The following is an 18,833-nucleotide window of genomic DNA, read 5'->3' as shown; positions in this document are numbered from 1 at the left end:
CGCTTCTTCGGCTCAGCCGACGCTCGTGAAGATGTCGATGGAGCCGGACTTCAGCGTGACGATCGCGCGCTTGGTGTCCTTGCGCTTGCCGGTGCCGAACTTCGTGCGGCGGGTCTTGCCCTGGCGGTTCAGCGTGTTGATCGACGCGACCTCGACGCCGAAGATCTTCTCGATGGCGAGCTTGATCTCGGTCTTGTTCGAACGCGGGTCGACCACGAAGGTGTACTTGCCCTCGTCGATCAGGCCGTAGGACTTCTCCGAGACCACCGGGGAGATGATGACGTCGCGGGGGTCCTTGTTGAACGCGGCGGACTGGCTCATGCGTTCACCTCTTCCTTGTTGGACTCGACGCCCGACTTGGCCGCGATGAACGCGTCGAGCGCGCCCTTCGAGAACACGATGTCGTCGGAGACGAGCACGTCGTACGCGTTGAGCTGGTCGGCCGGCAGGATGTGCACGAACGGCACGTTGCGGAGCGAGAGCTCGGCGATGTAGTCGTCGCGCTCGAGCACCACGAGGACGTTGCGCGACACCGAGAGGGCGTCGAGCAGGACGAGGACGTCCTTGGTCCGGGGGGTGTCGCCGAGGGCGAGGGACTCGACCACGTGGATGCGGGCACCGCGGGCGCGGTCCGAGAGAGCACCGAGCAGAGCCGCGGCGATCATCTTCTTGGGGGTGCGCTGCGCGTAGCTGCGGGGGGTCGGTCCGTGGACCACGCCACCACCGGTCATGTGCGGGGCGCGGATCGAGCCCTGACGAGCGCGACCGGTTCCCTTCTGCTTGAACGGCTTGCGACCGGCTCCGGAGACCTCACCGCGGTTCTTCGTCTTGTGGGTTCCCTGGCGCGCCGCGGCGAGCTGGGCCACGACGACCTGGTGGATGAGGGGGATGTTGGTCTGGACGTCGAAGAGCGCGGCGGGGAGCTCGACCGAGCCCGCCTTCTGGCCCTTGACGTCGATGATGTCGACAGAGGTAGCCATGGAACTACGCTCCCTTCACGGCGTTGCGAACGAACACGAGGCGACCGCGGGCACCGGGGACGGCGCCCTTGACGAGCAGCAGGCCCTTCTCGGCGTCCACGGAGTGCACCTTGAGGTTGAGCACGGTGACGCGCTCGCCACCCATGCGACCGGCCATGCGCATGCCCTTGAAGACACGGCTGGGGGTCGAGGAGGCGCCGATGGAGCCGGGCTTGCGGTGGTTGCGGTGCGAACCGTGCGAAGCCGAGACGCCCTTGAAGTTGTGACGCTTCATGACACCGGCGAAGCCCTTGCCCTTGCTGGTGCCGACGACGTCGACCTTGGTGCCGGCCTCGAAGACGGCGTCCACGGTCAGCTCCTGGCCGGCCGAGTAGTCGGCGGCGTCGGAGGTGCGGACCTCGGTGAGGTGGCGGCGGGGGGTGACGCCCGCGGCGTCGAAGTGACCGGCGGCGGGCTTGTTCACCTTGCGCGGGTCGATCGCACCGGCGGCGAGCTGGACGGCGGTGTAGCCGTCCTTCTCCTCCGTGCGGACCTGGGTCACGACGTTGGGGCTGATCTCGATGACGGTGACCGGCACGAGCTTGTTGTTCTCGTCCCAGACCTGGGTCATTCCGAGCTTGGTGCCGAGGAGGCCCTTGCTGGTCTTCAGCGTGGGGGAAACAGTGACAGACATGGTGGCACTCCTCCTTAGAGCTTGATCTCGATGTTGACGTCGGCCGGCAGGTCGAGGCGCATGAGCGAGTCGACGGCCTTGGGCGTCGGGTCGATGATGTCGATGAGGCGCTTGTGGGTGCGCATCTCGAAGTGCTCGCGGCTGTCCTTGTACTTGTGGGGAGAACGGATCACGCAGACCACGTTCTTCTCGGTCGGCAGCGGCACGGGGCCGACCACCGTTGCACCGGCACGGGTGACCGTGTCGACGATCTTGCGCGCCGACGTGTCGATGACCTCGTGGTCGTACGACTTCAGTCGGATGCGGATCTTCTGTCCCGCCATGTGTGATCTCTCACTCTCTTGTTATTGCGTCGTACGCGACTCCCCCGGCCGGAGCCGGACTCGTCTCGCATTGGACGCGCTCGCGAAGGAACTCCGGTGACCCGGAAAAGTGCAACCAGTGTTCTTCTGTCAAAAGCACCGCACCCTCGGGGTGCTCCGATCGGCGTGCAGAACGCACGACGCACGGAGAGACCGTTGAGATGTCGGTTGTTGTCGTTCTGCTACCCGCCGCCTCGACGTCGCACCCGCGTGGCCGCCCTCTCGGGTCGAGCCTCCGCGATGCCGTCTCGGCACTGCCTGGCAGTGTCCCCCTGCGAGCAGCACGCCACCCGAGAGGAAATTTTGAACTAGAAGAGTCTCCCACAGATGCCCCACCCCTGCAACCCGGGCGTGTCGCGCCGGAGGGCTCCTTCGCGAGCACGTCTCGACGGACCGTGGGAGCCGGTCGCTCCGAGCAGCAGCGCGGGTCGAAGGGCCTCCCCCGCTACTCGAAGAGCAGGGCCCGGACGGCGGTCTCGGCCGACGCGGGGCGGGACGCGTCGATGGTCTCGCCGGCGCGGAAGTGGTCCAGCAGCCGCGGGTCGACGTAGCTGGCGCGGGCGACCGTCGGCGTGTTCCCGAGCACGTCCGAGGCGTCGCGCATCGCCTGGGCGATCGCGGAGTTCCGAGCGCGCTGCGTGGCCTGCGGTCCCGACTTCGCCAGGCTCAGCGCGGCCTCGACCGTGCCGTGCAGAGTGCGGAAGTCCTTCGCCGTGAAGTCGTCGCCGGCGCGCTCGCGCACGTAGTCGTTGATCTCGGGCGCCGAGACCGGCCGCCACTCCCGCCCGTCCTTCCAGGCGAGTAGGCGGGCGTTCGGCCCACGACGCTTGAGAGCACGGACGACGCGCGAGAGGTCGTGGTCGAGGATCTCGCTCGTCCACGCCTGATGGCTCTTCCCGGGGAAGGCGAGGGCGACCCGGTCCCCGTGGGTCGTGGCGTGCGCGCACAGGAGCGTCGAGAGGCCGATGCTGCCGTGCTCCTTCGCGTACCTCTCGCTGCCGACGCGGAGCGATCCGGTGTCGAGCATCCGGAAGGCGGTGGCCAGCGCGCGCTCGCGGCTGGGTCCGTCCGAGCGGAGGGCGATGGTCACGGCCCGGCGCGCCCCGGGCAGGGCCTCCGCGAGCCGCAGCGCCCGGTCGAACTTGATCCGGTCCTTCTGCTCGCGCCAGGTCGGATGGTAGATGTACTGGCGGCGGCCGGCCGAGTCGACGCCGGTGGCCTGGATGTGCCCGTTGGGGTACGGGGCGATCCAGACGTCCGTCCAGGCCGGCGGGATGCCGAGACGGTCGAAGCGCGCGCGCAGCTCCTTGTCGGCGACGGTCGCGCCCTTCGGGTCGCGGTAGCTGAAGCCGGAGCCCGCGCGCACCCGGGTGTAGCCGCGCCCGCTCGAATCGGTCCTGCGGAGTCGTTGCGCGCGAGTGTCAGCCATCGATCCGACGATAGGACGGCGGATCCGAGGCCCGCACCCGCTTGACGGCGGGGAGGAGCAGTCGGACGGCAGCCGCTACTCGTTGCCGATCCGCTTGTCGGCCTGGCGCTTCAGGTCCTCGATGCGGTCGTCGTACTTGCCGTTGGTGAGGCGGCTGGCGATCTCGCCCGCCTTCTCGAGGGTCTGGTCGGAGACCTGCTCGGCCTTCTCGCTCCGCAACGCGTCCTGGGCCTTCCGGCTGTTGAGCAGTTCGCCGGCCTGGCGTCCGAGTTTCCCGAGATCCACGATGATGCCTCCTTGTAAACGCGCACAGGGCGGCGCGTGCCTCAGTGTGGCGCTCCCGGCTGGGGGAACGGTGCGGGCGCGCCGGTCAGCCGGCCAGTGCGATTACCCGCTCCGCCGCGTCGGCCAGGGCGCGGCCGTAGGACGGACCGTGACCGGCGGCGTGGACGGCGAGCGGGTGCAGCTGGTGGAGCGGCACCCGCTCCTCGTAGCCGGCTTCCAGCGGATGCTGCTCGCGGTAGCCCTCGAGGACGGCGTCGAGGTGCGGAGCGCCGAAGAGTGCCAGCATCGCGAGATCGGTCTCGCGGTGGCCCCCGTGAGCGGCGGGGTCGATAAGGACGGCGCCGTCCGCCGACCAGAGCACGTTGCCGGTCCAGAGGTCCCCGTGGATCCTGGCGGGCCCCGCACCATCGTCGAAGGCTCCGGCCGCCACCCGGTCCAGAGCCTGCTCGACGAGCCGCGACTCGGCTGCCGTGAGGTTGCCCGCCTCCACGGCAGGGCCGAGGAACGGCCGCACCCGCTGCTCCGCGTAGAAGCGCCCCCACGAGTCGTCCGGGCGGCACGGCATCCCGCGGCGGCCGATGTACGCGGGGCCGGTCCATCCCGGGGGCGGCGCTCCGAACGCCGCGGCTCCGGCGTCGTGCGTCCGGGCGAGCGCGGCGCCGAAGGCCCGAGCCGACTCGGCGGAGGGTCGCGCGGAGCGGATCTCCTCCAGCTCGATGCGCCCGGGCGACACCCTCTCCACCCCGACACAGCGCGCACCGCCGTCCGCCTCGCGCAGCCAGTCCAGGCCGGCCGCCTCCCACTCGAAGAACTGCGGGAGGGCACGGGGGTCGCTCTTCACGAAGGGCATGCCGCCACGCTAGCCGGGCGTCCCCGGGAACGACGAGAGGGGCCGCCCGCCGAAGCGGACGACCCCTCTCGAGAGATCAGTAGGACGGACCTACTTGATGATCTTGGTGACCGTACCGGCACCCACGGTGCGTCCACCCTCACGGATGGCGAAGCCGAGGCCCTCCTCCATGGCGATCGGCTGGATCAGCGCGACCGTCATGTCGGTGGTGTCGCCGGGCATGACCATCTCGGTGCCCTCGGGCAGCGTGATGACGCCGGTGACGTCGGTGGTGCGGAAGTAGAACTGCGGACGGTAGTTCGCGTAGAACGGGTTGTGACGCCCACCCTCATCCTTGGACAGGATGTACGCGGTGCCCTCGAAGTCCGTGTGCGGCGTGACCGAACCCGGCTTGACGACGACCTGGCCGCGCTCGACGTCCTCGCGCTTGGTGCCGCGGAGGAGCAGACCGCAGTTCTCGCCGGCCCAGGCCTCGTCGAGCTGCTTGTGGAACATCTCGATTCCGGTGACCGTGGTCTTCTGCGTCGGGCGAATGCCGACGATCTCGACCTCGGAGTTCAGAGCGAGGGTTCCACGCTCCGCACGGCCGGTGACGACGGTTCCACGACCGGTGATCGTGAAGACGTCCTCGATCGGCATGAGGAACGGCTTGTCCTTGTCGCGCACCGGGTCCGGGATGGACTCGTCGACCGCGTCCATCAGGTCGAGGATCGACTGGGTCCAGGTGTCGTCGCCCTCGAGGGCCTTGAGGCCGGAGACGCGCACGACGGGGGCGTCGTCGCCGGGGAAGCCCTGCGACGAGAGGAGCTCGCGGACCTCGAGCTCGACGAGCTCCAGGATCTCCTCGTCGTCCACCATGTCAGCCTTGTTCAGCGCGACGAGGAGGTAGGGGACGCCGACCTGCTTGGCGAGGAGGACGTGCTCACGGGTCTGAGCCATCGGGCCGTCGGTGGCGGCGACCACGAGGATCGCGCCGTCCATCTGGGCCGCGCCGGTGATCATGTTCTTGATGTAGTCGGCGTGACCCGGGGCGTCGACGTGCGCGTAGTGGCGCTTCGGCGTCTCGTACTCGACGTGCGAGATGTTGATCGTGATGCCGCGCTGGCGCTCCTCGGGAGCGGAGTCGATCGACGCGAAGTCACGCTGGACATTGGTCGCGGACGGGAACTTGTCCGCCAGAACCTTCGAGATCGCCGCGGTGAGCGTGGTCTTTCCGTGGTCGACGTGACCGATGGTTCCGATGTTGACGTGCGGCTTGGTCCGCTCGAACTTGGCCTTAGCCACTGTGGGTCCTCCTCAGGACTTAGGTGCAAGCATCCGCATCCGGGCGGCCGCACGGGGCGGCACGAGGACAGGAGGACTTGCGGGGGTTTTGTGTACGTATGTTACCGGCAGTGGTCGTGCGGCCGTCCCGCTGCGACAGGGGGCGCGCTGCACTCGGCAGCAAACCCGCACGACACTACCAGGCCGCCGCCGTTCCGGGGAACGGCGACGGCCCAGGGGCGGAACTACTCGCCCTTGTTCTTCTGGACGATCTCCTCGGCCACGGCCTTGGGGACCTCGGCGTAGGTCTCGAACGTCATCGAGTAGACGGCGCGGCCCGAGGTCTTCGAGCGCAGGTCTCCGATGTAGCCGAACATCTCGGACAGCGGGACGTTGGCCCGGATGACCTTGATGCCGGTGGCGTCCTCCATCGACTGGATCATCCCGCGACGCGAGTTGATGTCGCCGATGACGTCGCCCATGTACTCCTCGGGAGTACGGACCTCGACGGCCATGAGCGGCTCGAGGAGGACCGGCTGCGCCTTGCGCGAGGCCTCCTTGAACGCGATCGAGCCGGCGATCTTGAACGCCATCTCGGAGGAGTCGACGTCGTGCGCCGCTCCGTCGACCAGGGTCGCCTTCACGCCGACCATGGGGTAGCCGGCGAGCACGCCGACCTGCATGGCGTCGCGGATGCCCGCGTCGACGGAGGGGATGTACTCGCGCGGGACGCGGCCACCGGTGACGCCGTTGACGAACTCGTAGGTCTTGTCGGCCTCGACCTCCATCGGCTCGATGGTGATCTGGACCTTCGCGAACTGGCCGGAGCCACCCGTCTGCTTCTTGTGGGTGTAGTCGTACTTCTCGACCGTGCGGCGGATCGTCTCGCGGTACGCGACCTGGGGCTTGCCCACGTTGGCCTCGACGTTGAACTCGCGCTTCATGCGGTCGACCAGGATGTCGAGGTGCAGCTCGCCCATTCCCTTGATGACCGTCTGACCGGTCTCCTGGTTCTGCTCGGTGCGGAAGGTGGGGTCCTCCTCCGCGAGCTTCTGGATCGCGGTGCCGAGCTTCTCCTGGTCCGCCTTCGTCTTGGGCTCGATGGCGACCTCGATGACGGGCTCCGGGAAGGTCATCGACTCGAGCACGACCTGCGCGGCCGGGTCGCTCAGGGTGTCACCGGTGGTGGTGTCCTTGAGGCCGATGACGGCGTAGATGTGGCCGGCGGTGACCGAGTCGACCGGGTTCTCCTTGTTGGAGTGCATCTGGAAGATCTTGCCGATGCGCTCCTTCTTGCCCTTGGTCGAGTTGATGACCTGGGCGCCGGAGTCGAGCTTGCCCGAGTAGACGCGGACGTAGGTCAGGCGGCCGAAGAACGGGTGCACGGCGACCTTGAACGCGAGCGCCGAGAAGGGCTCGGTCGAGTCCGCGTGGCGCATGATGACCTTCTCCTCGTCGCGGACGTCGTGGGCCTCGATGGCGGGGACGTCGAGCGGGGAGGGGAGGTAGTCCACGACAGCGTCGAGCATCGGCTGGACGCCGCGGTTCTTGAACGCCGAGCCGCAGAGCACCGGGTAGATCTCGGAGTTGACGGTCATCTTGCGGATGGCGGCCTTGATCTCCGCGACGGTGAGCTCCTCGCCGCCGAAGTACTTCTCGAGCAGCTCGTCGGAGGTCTCCGCGACGGTCTCGAGGAGCTTCTCGCGGTACTCCGCCGCCTTGTCGGCGAGGTCGGCCGGGATCTCCTCGATCTCGTACTTCGCGCCGAGCGCGACGTCGCCCTTCGAGTCGCCGCGCCACGTGAGCGCGCGCATCTCGACCAGGTCGACGACGCCCTCGAAGGAGGACTCCGCGCCGATGGGCAGCTGGATGACCAGCGGCTTCGCGCCGAGGCGCTTGATGATCGTGTCGACCGTGTAGTAGAAGTCGGCGCCGAGCTTGTCCATCTTGTTGACGAAGCAGATGCGCGGGACGTCGTACTTGTCGGCCTGACGCCAGACGGTCTCGGACTGGGGCTCGACGCCCTCCTTGCCGTCGAAGACGGCGACGGCGCCGTCGAGGACGCGGAGCGAGCGCTCGACCTCGACCGTGAAGTCGACGTGACCGGGGGTGTCGATGATGTTGATCTGGTTCTTGTTCCAGAAGCAGGTCGTCGCGGCAGACGTGATCGTGATGCCGCGCTCCTGCTCCTGCGCCATCCAGTCCATCGTCGCGGCGCCGTCGTGGACCTCGCCGATCTTGTGCGTGATACCCGTGTAGAACAGGATGCGCTCGGTGGTGGTGGTCTTGCCGGCATCGATGTGGGCCATGATGCCGATGTTGCGGACCTTGTTCAGGTCGGTGAGCACATCTTGTGCCACGGAGTTCCTCCGATAGGTGATGGAGCCAGCGCACCGGGTTCATGGCCGAATGGCTGGGATTCTGGTGGTGGCGGTCGCCCGGTCGCGGGGATCGGGCGATCCGCCGCCGGGACCGGGCCCGCAGCGGTGACGCCGCGGGCCCGGTGGTCGCGGTCGCCCGGAGGCGGCCGCGGGGTGCGCTACCAGCGGTAGTGCGCGAAGGCCTTGTTCGACTCGGCCATCTTGTGGGTGTCCTCGCGACGCTTGACAGCGGCGCCCAGACCGTTCGACGCGTCGAGGATCTCGTTCATGAGACGCTCGGTCATCGTCTTCTCGCGACGGGCCTTCGCGTAGCTGGTGAGCCAGCGGAGCGCGAGGGTGTTGGCGCGGTGGGGCTTGACCTCGACCGGGACCTGGTAGGTCGAGCCGCCGACGCGGCGGCTGCGGACCTCGAGGGTCGGGCGGACGTTGTCGAGCGCCTTCTTGAGGGTGACGACCGCGTCCTGGCCGTTCTTGCCGGCGACGCCCTCGAGGGCACCGTAGACGATGCGCTCGGCGAGGCCCTTCTTGCCGTCCAGGAGGATCTTGTTGACGAGCTGGCTGACGATGGGGGCGCCGTAGACGGGGTCTGCGACGACGGGGCGCTTGGGAGCGGGGCCCTTACGAGGCATTACTTCTTCTCCATCTTCGCGCCGTACCGGCTGCGAGCCTGCTTGCGGTTCTTGACGGCCTGGGTGTCCAGGGCGCCGCGAACGATCTTGTAGCGGACACCGGGGAGGTCCTTGACGCGACCGCCGCGCACGAGCACCATCGAGTGCTCCTGCAGGTTGTGGCCCTCGCCGGGGATGTAGGCGGTGACCTCGGTGCCGTTGGAGAGCTTCACGCGGGCCACCTTGCGGAGGGCCGAGTTCGGCTTCTTGGGCGTGGTCGTGTAGACGCGCGTGCAGACGCCGCGCTGCTGGGGGTTGGCCTTCAGGGCGGGCGCCTTGGTCTTGGTGACCTTCGGCGTGCGTCCCTTGCGGACCAACTGCTGAATCGTTGGCACTGGTTTTGCTCCTTGAATGCTGCACGGTGACAGCGGATCGATGGTCGACATTCGGCCCTCCCGTCTCCGGGAACGGCCGAGTTCATCTGGACCCGACGCACCCCGCGGCCCCGCGAGCGGGACCGGGAGGGTGAGGGGTATGCCGTGGGGGCCGCCCGATCGGACGAACCCGCGGATCCTCGCGGACCCGGTGGAGCGAAGTGCGGCGACCGCATCGACCCGGAGGCACGACACGAGCGCACGGCAAAGCGCACACCCGAAGAATATTACGGGGAGTGACGGGGCCGGTCAACCGAGCGGCGTTCGCCCTGGGAGATGCCGCAGCGCCGCGCTGAGCCGCGCCGGGACTCCGTCGTCACTCCCGCTCGTCGCCCTCCCAGCCCCAGTGGGGGCTGCGGCCGCCGGCGTCGCGACGGGCCAGGAGCAGGAGGAACACGAGCTGGACGGCGGCCGCGAGCACGCCGGTCGCGATCGCGAAGACAGTGGGGGCGTGGTCGAGGATCCAACCGAGGATCTCCCCCGGCTCCTGGCGGCCGAGCCCGTAGAGCGCTCCGCCCGTGACGAGGAAGAGCAGGTAGACGACGACCCCGGTCAGCAGCGACGGGCCGAGGACGCGGTGGACGGCGGGACGGGCGGCGAGGGTCACCATCGCGACCAGCACGGCGACGACGCAGACCGCCACCGACACCGGCCCCAGCAGCGGGCCGGCGTCGCGCTCGGGCACGACGTCCTGGTCCAGCAGGAGGCTGAGGACCCCGAACGCGCAGACGACCAGGGCGAGGTAGAGGAACGCGGCGAAGCCGGCCAGCGCGAGGCCGTAGCCCAGGCCGGCTACGCGGCCCTGCCCCTGCCCCTCCGGAGTCACGACTGCGCGGCCGCTTCGCGCTCGGCGATGCGGCGCTTGACGCCCCGGGCGCGGCCGGCGATCGCGGCGCCGCCCCAGACGCTCGCCTCCCGGCCGAGGACGCCGGCGGCGAGGACCGCCGCGAGGACGGCGGGATCGCGGACGTAGTCGAGCGCGAGGGAGCGGTCGATCGGCAGGGCGAGCGGTCCGACGGCGCTCCAGCCGCCGACCAGCGCGGCCGCGGCCGTGAGGAGGGCGACGAGGAAGCCGCCGAGGACGTAGGCCCACCAGCCCGCGCGGTTCACGACCAGCACGATCAGCGCCAGGCCGACCAGGAACGCGGCCACCGGGGCGAGGAAGAGCGCGGTCGGCGCAGCGTCGAGCGCGAGGGCGACCGGGTCGCCGCCGACGCGGTCGACGAGGAGGCGGATCGCCGTCAGGGCGACGAGGTACAGGACGGCGAAGACCGCGGTCGTCAGGAGGGCGAGCGCGAGGCCCGCGAGGCGGTTTCCGGAGCGCCGGACCGGCTCGGGCTCGGCCTCGACCGGCCCGAGGGCGCTGGGGGCGCTGGGGGCGGACGCCGCGACGGCCGGGGCGACGGGCTCGACGGTCGGCTGCCGGCCCGTCACGGGTTCGGGCCAGACGTACTCCCGGGTCGGCTGGGGTCCGGTTCCGCCGGACGTCTCGGTCGCGGAGGGGATCCGCGTGGTCTCGGCGTCGCTGCTCCAGGTCACCCGGACAGCATAGGCACGCCTTCCGCCGCGCCCGGTGCGCCGCGCGGCTCCCCGTCGACGGGGGACAGCGCCGACCGTCTACTCGAGCGGGTGGAGGAGGCGGTGCAGGAACTGCCGCGTGCGCGGCTCGCGCGGCTCCCGGAGGATCTGCGCAGGGGCGCCCCGCTCGACGACCACGCCGTCGGCCATGAAGACGACCTCCGAGGCCACCTGCCGGGCGAACTCGAGCTCGTGCGTCACGACGAGCATGGTCCAGCCCTCCCCCGCCAGCTCCCGCATCAGCGAGAGCACGTCGCCGACCAGCTCCGGGTCCAGCGCCGAGGTGGGCTCGTCGAAGAGGAGCAGATCGGGCCGCAGCGCGAGCGCCCGGACGATGCCGACGCGCTGCTGCTGACCGCCGGAGAGCTCGAAGGGGTAGGCGCTCCCCCGGCCGCCGAGGCCGACGCGCTCGAGCAGGCGCTCCGCCTCCGGGACCACCTCGGACGCGGGACGGCGCTGCACTCGCAGCGGCCCCTCCGTCACGTTCTGGAGGACGGTCAGGTGCGGGAAGAGGTTGAAGTGCTGGAAGACCATCGCGGAGTGGTCGCGCAGCCCGGTCAGCGCCTTCCGTCCGACGCCGCGGTCGAAGTCGAGGACGCTGCCGTCGGCGAGCTCGACCACCCCGCCGTCCGGCACCTCGAGGCTGTTCAGCGAGCGCAGGACGGTGGTCTTGCCCGAGCCCGAGGGCCCGATCAGGGCGACGACCTCGCCGCGGCGGATCTCCAGGTCGATGCCGCGCAGCACCTCCACCCCGCCGAACGACTTGCGGAGGCCGCGGGCCGTGAGCACGGGCCGCGCGTCGGTCGGAGTGTCAGCGGGCGACATAGCGGTCCAATCGCTTCTCGAGCAGGCCCTGGCCGCTGGAGAGCACCAGGCAGATGAGCCAGTAGATCAGAGCGGCCTCGAGGTAGAGGAGCATGAACTCGCTCGACGCGGTGGCGATCTTCTGCGCCTGCCGGAAGAGCTCGGTCACCAGGATGAGGGAGGCCAGCGAGGTGTCCTTCACCAGCGAGATGAAGGTGTTCGACAGCGGCGGGACGGAGACGCGCGCGGCCTGCGGGAGGATGATGCGCCGCAGCGAGAGCGAGCGGCTCATGCCGATCGTGTGCGCCGCCTCCCACTGCCCCTTCGGGACGCTGAGGATCGCCGCGCGGATCACCTCCGCCGCGTAGCCGCCCACGTTGAGGGCGAACGCGATGGTGGCGCTGGGCCAGGGGTCGATCTTCAGTCCGAGGCTCGGCAGCCCGTAGAAGATCACGAACAGCTGCACCAGGAGCGGCGTGCCCCGGATGACGGAGATGTAGGCGCGCGCGATCCAGGAGAGGATCCGCACCCGCGAGAGCCGCATCAGGGCGACCGCCAGCGCGAGCACGAGCCCGATGGCGAAGCTCGCCAGCGCGAGCGGGATCGTCCCGACGATGCCCCCGGAGAGGATCGGCCAGAACGACCGGAGGACGAGGTCCATTGTGTTCTCCCGCCTTCGCGGGAGGATCCGCGGTCGGCTCGATCGGGTGGTGGCGTCGGGGGCGGATCGTGTCCGCCTCCTGGGGAATGCTGGCACGCTTCGCGCCGGGGCGGGCGCCCTTGCGGGCGGACCCGCGGCCTGAGCCGCTCCGCCGCTCCCCCGCGACGGGACCGCTCACGCACGAGACGGCCCCTCCCGGAAGGGGAGGAGCCGTCTCGAGGTGGGGCTACTGGGAGACGTCGGCTCCGAAGTAGCGCTCGGAGATGGAGGCGAGGGTGCCGTCCTCGCGCAGCTCGTCGAGGGCGGAGTCGACGGCCTCGACGAGGTCGTCCGAGCCCTTCGGGAAGGTGAAGGCGCTCTCGGAGGTGTCGTCGGTGGTGACGGCGACCTTGAGGCCCGCGGCCTGGTCGGGGTAGGTCGTGGACCAGTCGAGCCAGGTGAGGCGGTCGTTCACGGTCGCGTCGACGCGGCCCTGCTCGACGAGGGCGATGGCCTGCGCCCAGCCCTCGACGCCCTCGACCTCGGCGCCGTTCTCCTGCGCGACCGTGTACCAGTTGCTCGAGAGCGACTGCGCGGTGGTCTTGCCGGAGAGGCCGGCGAGGTCGGTGATCGAGGTGTCGCTCGAGGGGACGATCACGACGCCGGGGCTGACCGAGTACGGCTCCGAGAAGTCGTACTTCGCCTCGCGCTCGTCGTTGATCGAGACCTGGTTCGCGATCACGTCGAAGCGCGCTCCGTCCAGGCCCGCGAACATCGCGTCCCACTGCGTCTCCTGGAAGTCGGGCTCGACGCCCAGTTTCTCGGCCACGGCGGTGATCACGTCGACGTCGTAGCCGGTGAGGGCTCCGGTCCCGCCGTCGGCGTGGAAGGAGAAGGGCGGGTAGGTGCCCTCGGTGCCGATGGTGAGCTTCCCCGAGTCCTCGACCTCGGCCAGGGTCAGGCCGGAGCTCGCGGATGCGGTGCCCTCGCCGCTCGAGCCGGAGACCACGTCGTCGGTCGAGGCGGGCGCGCAGCCGGCGAGGACCAGGGCGGCGGCGGCGGCGGTCGTGCCGAGCAGGACGCGCAGGGAGGTGCGGGCGGAGAGGGTCACGGTGTTGTCCTTCGGTGCATCACGGAGTCGTGGCGGTCCCGCTGCGCCGGATGCGGCGCGGGGATCGACGAGGGGACGGGTCGTCCCGGGGCGGACCGCTGCTCGGCGGAACCGCCCGGAGTGACGATAACCAGTGGAGGGGGCGGCCCTATTCCCGGATGTCGCCGTGTGACGCCGGGAGTCCGGCCAGGAAGTGCTCGGCACCGGCGACCTCGTCGCTCGTGAGGCCCGTCGCCGACTCCGGACGCACCAGGTGGAAGGGGGTGCTCTGCTCGCGGGCCCAGTCGTAGGCGTCCTCGTGGAGGTTGTCGTCGATCCACACCACGGCGTCGATCGCGCCGCGCTCGGCGGCCGCCTCCAGCCACACCGCGACGGGCTGGAGCTTGCCCGTCCGGCCCGGGAACCGCGGGTCGCGCGGGAGGCCGCCGTCGAAGACGATCGCCTCCGTACCCGCCGGCAGCCCGAGGTCCTGGGCGAGGACCCGCGTCAAGCGCGGCGGCCAGGTCGTGGCCCACACGATCGTGCCGACCGCGGCCAGGCGGGCGACGAGCGCCGCCCGCTCGGGCTCGAGCTCCAGGCGGTGCGAGCCCGAGGCGCGATCGCTGCTGACGGAGGGGTTCAGGACGCCGTCGACGTCGAGCAGGATCAGGGCGGCCATGCCTGTCACCGTAGCGGCGGCGGGGCGGATCGCGCGAGGAGCGCTAGCGTGACGGGATGCCTTCGTCCCTCCTGCTGCCGGGAGGCCGCACAGCTGTGCTGGGGCCGGATCCCGTGCGGCCGGAGGCGCTGCTGCTCACGGTCGACGGCGCGGAGCAGTCGCTGATCGATCCGGGCGATCCCCGGGCTCTGCACCTCGAGTACCTCGCGCGCCTCGGCGCGGTGGTCGACGCCGCCGCCCCTCCCGGCGAGCCGCTGCGCGTGCTGCACCTCGGAGCCGGAGCCCTGGCCCTGGCCCGGTACGTCGCCGCGACCCGGCCGGGCTCCGAGCAGCTCGCGGTGGAGAGCGCGGCAGGACTCGTGGAGTTCGTGCTCGAGCACGCGCCGCTCCCCCGCGGCGCGCGCGTCCGACTCCTCACGGCCGACGCCGCAGGGCCCCTGCCGCCCTGGAGCGCCGACCTCGTCGTGCTCGACGTCTACGACGGGGACGAGATCCCGGAGCCGTTCTACCGCGCGTCCGTCCTCGCTCCGCTCGCCGCCCGCGTCGGCGCCGACGGGCTCCTCGCGGTCAACGTCGCCGACGACGCCGACCACCGGAGGCTGGACCGCCTGCGCGGGGTCGTCCGGGAGCTGCTCCCGGTCACCGCAGCGGTCGGATCGACGGCCTTCGTCGAGGGGCGCACCGGCGGGAACGCGATCCTGCTCGCCTCAGGCTCGGCGCTCGCCGACCACGTCGCCGGCCGCCTGCTGCGTGCCGGCCCGCACCCGGTCTCCGCCGCGGCGGATGGCGACGTCGTGGTCGCCGAGGTGGCGGTAGAAGTCGACCCGTGAGTCGAGAGTGACGCCGGTCTCGAGGTACTTGGCGCGGATCCGCTTGATGTAGGTGCGGACGGTGTGCTCGGCGACGCTGAGGTCGACCGCGACGGTGCGGACCGCGGCACCCGCTCCGTAGGCGCGCATCACACGGCTCTCCTGCGGGCTCAGCACCGGGCGGCGCTCCTCGCGCCCGTGCACGAGCCGGTGGCGGGCGGTGTCCGAGATCCAGGTGCGGCCAGAGGCGACCGAGACGACCGCCGCCGCGAGCTCGCTGGGGTCGTCGCCCTTCCAGACGTACGCCGCCCTATCCCGTCGCAGCACGGCCCGCACCGGCTCCAGGGAGTCGGAGGAGGAGAGCACGACGAGGCCGACGGTCCGGGCCGCCGCACGCTCGAGGGTGTCGGCCACCTCCTCGCCGGGCACGCCGTCCAGGTCGAGGACCGCGATGCGGTCGACGCCCTCCTCGTCGTGCGAGAACTGCGGCAGCAGCTGCGCGAGCAGCGCCTGCAGCGCGGCACGCTCGATCGCTGGTCCGTCGACGACGGCCAGCGTGAACCGATCGAATCCGGTCACGGGGGTCCCCTAGCAGGGGCAGGTTCGGGTCCGCCCCGGCTGCACCGTAGCGGTCCGCGACGTCGTCGTGCACGTGATGGGACATTCCGTCTCAGTGGGAGGACGCCCCAGAGCACTCCGGATCGGCTCACGGAGCGCGTGGAGGACCACCCGCGGCACCGTCTCCGGCTAGTGTCCCTCTCCATGGACGACAGCGCAGAGGGCTCCCGGCGGGCCCGGAGGATCCCCGCGGAGCAGGTCCGCAGCCGCATGATCGCCACGGCGCGCGACGTCGTCTCGAACCACGGCCTCACGGTGAGCTTCGCGCACCTGCCCATGGAGGAGTACATCCGCCTGGCCGGCGTGCCGCGCAGCTCCGTCTACCGGATCTGGAGCACGCGCGAGGAGTTCGTGGCCGACCTGGTCGGCGAGGTCTTCGTGCGGGACCGGTACGCGGAGGGCGCCGATCCCGAGGCCCAGCAGGAGATGCGCGAAGTCTACGAGCGCTCCACCGATCTGCTCTCCACGGCCGCCGGCCGCCGCCGGGTCGCCTGGGAGACCATCCGCATCGGCGCGCGGGCCAATGCCGAATCGCTCCGCCGCTCCGCCGACTGGTCGTCGTACAACGCGCTGCTCGCCTGCACCTTCTCGATGGAGGAGGGGCCTGCACGCGACGCCGTGCGCGCCACGGCGAAGCGGATCGAGGGCATGCTCACGCGCCGGATGCGCGACTTCTACGAGGAGACGCTGCAGGTCTTCGGCGGGACGATGCGCCCGGGATTCACGACGCTCCAGCTCGCCCACCTCACCGCGATCGTGATCGACGGGCTCGCCCACCGCGGCCGGCTCCTCGACGACGACCTCGACGCTCCGGTGACCGCCCCCGGCCTCGACGGCGAGCCGGTCGAGTGGACCCTGGCGGCCTGGACGATCCGCTCGATCGTCGACGGGATGCTGGAGCCGGTCGCGGAGGACTGAGCGGACCCCGCGACCCGGATCACTCGTCCGGTTCGGTGAACCCGTCGATCAGCAGCAGCACCGACACCACCGCCAGTGACGGCCCCTCGGGATCGGCCGGGTCGAGCGGGCCGGTCACCAGCTCCGGTGCCGCGATCCGCGCGATGCACAGACCCTCGATCAGGGCCGAGACGGCGGAGGCGAGAGCGGCGGCGCCGCGGTCCGGGCGCAGCCGGAGCCCCGCCTCGGCGAGGGTGTGCTCGTAGTACTTCGCCATGTTGTCGATGAAGTGCAGCTGGCGGGACCGCAGAGCGGATCCGATGGCGGTCCGCGCCGGCTCCTCGTGCGAGCCCACCGCGCCGGCGAGAGCGATGAAGTTGCGCCAGTGCTGCGACGAGAAGATGTTGTCGACGTTCGCGTCGACGGCGACCCGGACGGAGGCGATCAGGGCCTCGCGGCGCTGCGCCGGGGTCGGCTCGGGGTCGAGGCTGCGGTGGAGGTGGGAGTTCCCGGCCCGCAGGGACGGCTGGTCGAGGCGGGTGGCGAGGACCCGCTCCGGGATCGCGGCGATCAGCTCGTCGTAGAACGACTGGCGAGTGGGCCAGATCCGGTACACGGTGCTGCGCGGAACACCCGCCGAGCGGATGACGTCCTCGAGGGGCAGGTGGGCGACTCCGACGCGCAGGCCCTCGGCGCGGACGACCGCGAGAGCGGCGTCCAGCAGGCGGGTGCGGACCTGCTCGCGGGTCAGGCGGGGAGGACGCGCCGGCTCCTCCGCATCGAGGGGGTCGTCGCTCATCAGGCCTCCGGCGCCGGGATGCACGGAGGAGCCTCCGACATCTACTGTCCAGCCGAGCGTACCCGGAGGGAGCGCGGAACGTGAGAGGAGATCGGGACGGGCGCGGCCCGCGCATGCGGCTCGGGTGCCGCGCGGGCCGCGCTGCCTGTCCCCCAGGCGGCCTCCCCATGGGCCGGTCCGACCGTATGCTTCCCGACAGACGTCCGTCAACTGACGCGACATGGTGTCTCCTCGGCGGTGTCCGCCGACCGGTCACGAGGACCGCCTCCGGGACTCCTCCGCCGCCGGGAGCGCCCTCGCCGCGGTCTGCGCTCGAGAGGCGTGCGGAGCGGACAGCTCGCCCGTGACGACGTCCGACACGACGCCGGTGGCGTGCTCGACGAGGTCGACGTTCCGGGTCAGCCGCGCGTGGTGGCACGGGCTCGCGTCGACGTCGACCACGAGCTTCGCGAAGCGCAGAGCATCGCCGAGCCGCGCGAACGGCGAGAGCTCGGCGACGAGGGACGGCACGTCCGCCGCGGCGAGGTAGGTGTAGCGGCAGGTCGAGACCACGTAGTCGTCGACTCCGGCCGTCGCCGATCCGGTCGCGACCATGATGTCGCCGAGGTCGACCGGCGCGGTGGCGAGGCCGAGCGCCACCGCGGCGGTCACCTGGATGTCACCCACCAGCGCCGTCACGTGCACGCCGGCGGGCCAGGGCGGCAGGGAGCCGAGCTCGGTCGATCCCGTCCGCAGGCCCTTGCCCGCCGCCGAGGCGAGGGCGTCGATCATCGGCACTCCCGTGCACTCCCCCGCGTGCTCGGCGTCCTCGGAGACGGCGTCCCCGCAGGAGGCGAGCATCGCCGAGACGCTCAGCCGGCTCTGCGGGTCCAGTCCTGCGATCACCGCGGGGCTGACCTGGCCGGAGTCGTCGACCATTCGTCCGAGGCGCTCCGCGACGTCGGATCCCGTGTTCGGGGTGCCGAAGGTGAGGACGGACGAGACCATCGAGGCGACGGCGGTCCCGTCGACCGAGCCGCTCAGCGCCTGGCGGGCGGCGAGCCCTCCCATCGAGTGCGCGACGACGACGGCGCGGTGCCCGGTCGCGGAGACGAGGCAGGCGATCGAGGAGGCGAGCGCGTCGCTGATCCCCGGGTCGGTGACCCAGCGCGCGGCGAGCCGGCGGTAGTCGAAGGTGTAGACCGCGGCGCCGTCGATCTGCTGCAGCCGGCCGAGGAGGGACGGCTCGGGAGCGTCGAGCGGAGCGGTCGCCGACTCCGACGACACCATGTCGACGAGATGGGAGAAGGCCCCTGTGCGGTCGGCGTCGTGCGTCGCCGTGCCCAGCCAGCCGTGCAGCATCACGATGGGGACCAGGGCGGCGGCGGAGCGCGGCCGGACGTCGTCGCCCGTGAGCACGGGAGCCAGCTCGGCGACGCCGCAGGACGAGGGTGCGACCGCCTCGCCCGCCTCCGCCCGCCCCGCGGGCACCACGACGACGCCGACCACCACGAGCAGTGCGGCCAGCACGACGATCACGAGTCTCATCCGCGCGTTTCCTCACGTGCCGCGACCAGGACGGGGAACGGGTACAGGCTCGACCCGACGAGCACGCATCGAGTCAATCACCCCGCTCCTGCGGGGGAGGACGCTCGTCGCGAACGGGCGGCCCCCC

21 protein-coding genes are annotated in these 18,833 nt (G+C 71.0%); 1 reads left to right on the top strand and 20 read right to left on the bottom strand.

Translation table 11 applies throughout. From position 1 onward, the window contains the following. Window positions 1-12: 12 nt before the first annotated feature. The 18 genes from rplW to C5C71_RS09850 all read right to left on the bottom strand — a co-directional run bounded on the left by rplW (window position 13) and on the right by C5C71_RS09850 (window position 15,444). Window positions 13-321, bottom strand: a complete 309-nt coding sequence (gene rplW, locus C5C71_RS09935; RefSeq protein WP_068209445.1) for a 50S ribosomal protein L23 — start codon at window positions 319-321, stop codon at window positions 13-15. Continuing rightward, complete coding sequence (gene rplD, locus C5C71_RS09930; RefSeq protein WP_104224565.1) at window positions 318-980, bottom strand: 50S ribosomal protein L4; 663 nt, start codon at window positions 978-980, stop codon at window positions 318-320. Before rplD ends, rplW begins: the two co-directional genes overlap by 4 nt. A gap of 4 nt (window positions 981-984) precedes the next feature. Next, window positions 985-1,653: a 50S ribosomal protein L3 gene (gene rplC / locus C5C71_RS09925; protein WP_104224566.1), complete on the bottom strand. Its 669-nt coding sequence runs from the start codon at window positions 1,651-1,653 to the stop codon at window positions 985-987. Between the two features lie 14 nt (window positions 1,654-1,667). Continuing rightward, a complete protein-coding gene (gene rpsJ / locus C5C71_RS09920; RefSeq protein ID WP_005050520.1) occupies window positions 1,668-1,976 on the bottom strand; it encodes a 30S ribosomal protein S10 in 309 nt (102 codons plus the stop codon). Window positions 1,977-2,460: 484 nt separating this feature from the next. Then, window positions 2,461-3,444, bottom strand: coding sequence for a DNA topoisomerase IB (locus C5C71_RS09915; protein ID WP_104337615.1), 984 nt, complete (start codon window positions 3,442-3,444; stop codon window positions 2,461-2,463). A 75-nt stretch (window positions 3,445-3,519) separates the two neighbouring features. Then, window positions 3,520-3,729, bottom strand: a complete 210-nt coding sequence (locus C5C71_RS09910; protein ID WP_159939075.1) for an antitoxin — start codon at window positions 3,727-3,729, stop codon at window positions 3,520-3,522. An 85-nt stretch (window positions 3,730-3,814) separates the two neighbouring features. Next, window positions 3,815-4,579, bottom strand: coding sequence for a fructosamine kinase family protein (locus tag C5C71_RS09905; protein ID WP_104260913.1), 765 nt, complete (start codon window positions 4,577-4,579; stop codon window positions 3,815-3,817). 90 nt (window positions 4,580-4,669) lie between these two features. Further along, the gene (gene tuf, locus C5C71_RS09900; RefSeq protein WP_104224570.1) at window positions 4,670-5,863 is read right to left on the bottom strand and encodes an elongation factor Tu; all 1,194 of its coding nucleotides are present in this window, start codon (window positions 5,861-5,863) and stop codon (window positions 4,670-4,672) included. A gap of 224 nt (window positions 5,864-6,087) precedes the next feature. Further along, window positions 6,088-8,202 (bottom strand): elongation factor G, encoded by a 2,115-nt coding sequence (fusA, locus tag C5C71_RS09895; RefSeq protein ID WP_104247597.1) that lies wholly within the window; start codon window positions 8,200-8,202, stop codon window positions 6,088-6,090. 179 nt (window positions 8,203-8,381) lie between these two features. Then, window positions 8,382-8,852: a 30S ribosomal protein S7 gene (rpsG, locus tag C5C71_RS09890; RefSeq protein ID WP_068251443.1), complete on the bottom strand. Its 471-nt coding sequence runs from the start codon at window positions 8,850-8,852 to the stop codon at window positions 8,382-8,384. Then, entirely contained in the window at window positions 8,852-9,226 is a 375-nt protein-coding gene (gene rpsL, locus C5C71_RS09885) for a 30S ribosomal protein S12 (protein ID WP_011186743.1), read from the bottom strand. The genes rpsG and rpsL overlap by 1 nt, the downstream gene beginning before the upstream one ends. A 355-nt stretch (window positions 9,227-9,581) precedes the next feature. Continuing rightward, window positions 9,582-10,091, bottom strand: coding sequence for a DUF6121 family protein (locus C5C71_RS09880; protein WP_104337614.1), 510 nt, complete (start codon window positions 10,089-10,091; stop codon window positions 9,582-9,584). Beyond that, complete coding sequence (locus tag C5C71_RS17285) at window positions 10,088-10,804, bottom strand: hypothetical protein (RefSeq protein ID WP_146084452.1); 717 nt, start codon at window positions 10,802-10,804, stop codon at window positions 10,088-10,090. Before C5C71_RS17285 ends, C5C71_RS09880 begins: the two co-directional genes overlap by 4 nt. Before the next feature lie 78 nt (window positions 10,805-10,882). After that, on the bottom strand, window positions 10,883-11,668 hold the full coding sequence (locus tag C5C71_RS09870) for an amino acid ABC transporter ATP-binding protein (protein ID WP_104226760.1): 786 nt from the start codon (window positions 11,666-11,668) through the stop codon (window positions 10,883-10,885). Continuing rightward, window positions 11,655-12,308: an amino acid ABC transporter permease gene (locus C5C71_RS09865; RefSeq protein ID WP_104224574.1), complete on the bottom strand. Its 654-nt coding sequence runs from the start codon at window positions 12,306-12,308 to the stop codon at window positions 11,655-11,657. Before C5C71_RS09865 ends, C5C71_RS09870 begins: the two co-directional genes overlap by 14 nt. Window positions 12,309-12,534: 226 nt before the next feature. Further along, window positions 12,535-13,398 carry an amino acid ABC transporter substrate-binding protein gene (locus C5C71_RS09860; RefSeq protein ID WP_374953121.1) on the bottom strand — a complete coding sequence of 288 codons (864 nt, stop codon included), beginning with the start codon at window positions 13,396-13,398 and terminating at the stop codon, window positions 12,535-12,537. Between the two features lie 148 nt (window positions 13,399-13,546). Continuing rightward, window positions 13,547-14,056 (bottom strand): HAD domain-containing protein, encoded by a 510-nt coding sequence (locus C5C71_RS09855; RefSeq protein WP_104337613.1) that lies wholly within the window; start codon window positions 14,054-14,056, stop codon window positions 13,547-13,549. 707 nt (window positions 14,057-14,763) lie between these two features. After that, a complete protein-coding gene (locus C5C71_RS09850; RefSeq protein WP_104337612.1) occupies window positions 14,764-15,444 on the bottom strand; it encodes a LuxR C-terminal-related transcriptional regulator in 681 nt (226 codons plus the stop codon). A 183-nt stretch (window positions 15,445-15,627) separates the two neighbouring features. On the opposite strand from C5C71_RS09850, the gene C5C71_RS09845 reads away from it, so the two are divergent. Beyond that, entirely contained in the window at window positions 15,628-16,401 is a 774-nt protein-coding gene (locus tag C5C71_RS09845; protein WP_146076607.1) for a hypothetical protein, read from the top strand. A 19-nt stretch (window positions 16,402-16,420) separates the two neighbouring features. On the opposite strand, the gene C5C71_RS09840 is transcribed toward C5C71_RS09845, so the two are convergent. Together C5C71_RS09840 and C5C71_RS09835 are read right to left on the bottom strand one after the other, a co-directional pair. Then, window positions 16,421-17,179 (bottom strand): TetR/AcrR family transcriptional regulator, encoded by a 759-nt coding sequence (locus C5C71_RS09840; RefSeq protein ID WP_104308450.1) that lies wholly within the window; start codon window positions 17,177-17,179, stop codon window positions 16,421-16,423. Window positions 17,180-17,431: 252 nt separating this feature from the next. Continuing rightward, entirely contained in the window at window positions 17,432-18,706 is a 1,275-nt protein-coding gene (locus tag C5C71_RS09835) for a triacylglycerol lipase (protein ID WP_104226763.1), read from the bottom strand. Window positions 18,707-18,833 lie beyond the last annotated feature (127 nt).

The organism is Rathayibacter sp. AY1C1, from assembly GCF_002932105.1.
Lineage (GTDB): Bacteria > Actinomycetota > Actinomycetes > Actinomycetales > Microbacteriaceae > Rathayibacter.
The sequence above is the reverse complement of the archived record's forward strand: the minus strand, read 5'-3'. Positions and strand labels throughout refer to the sequence as shown.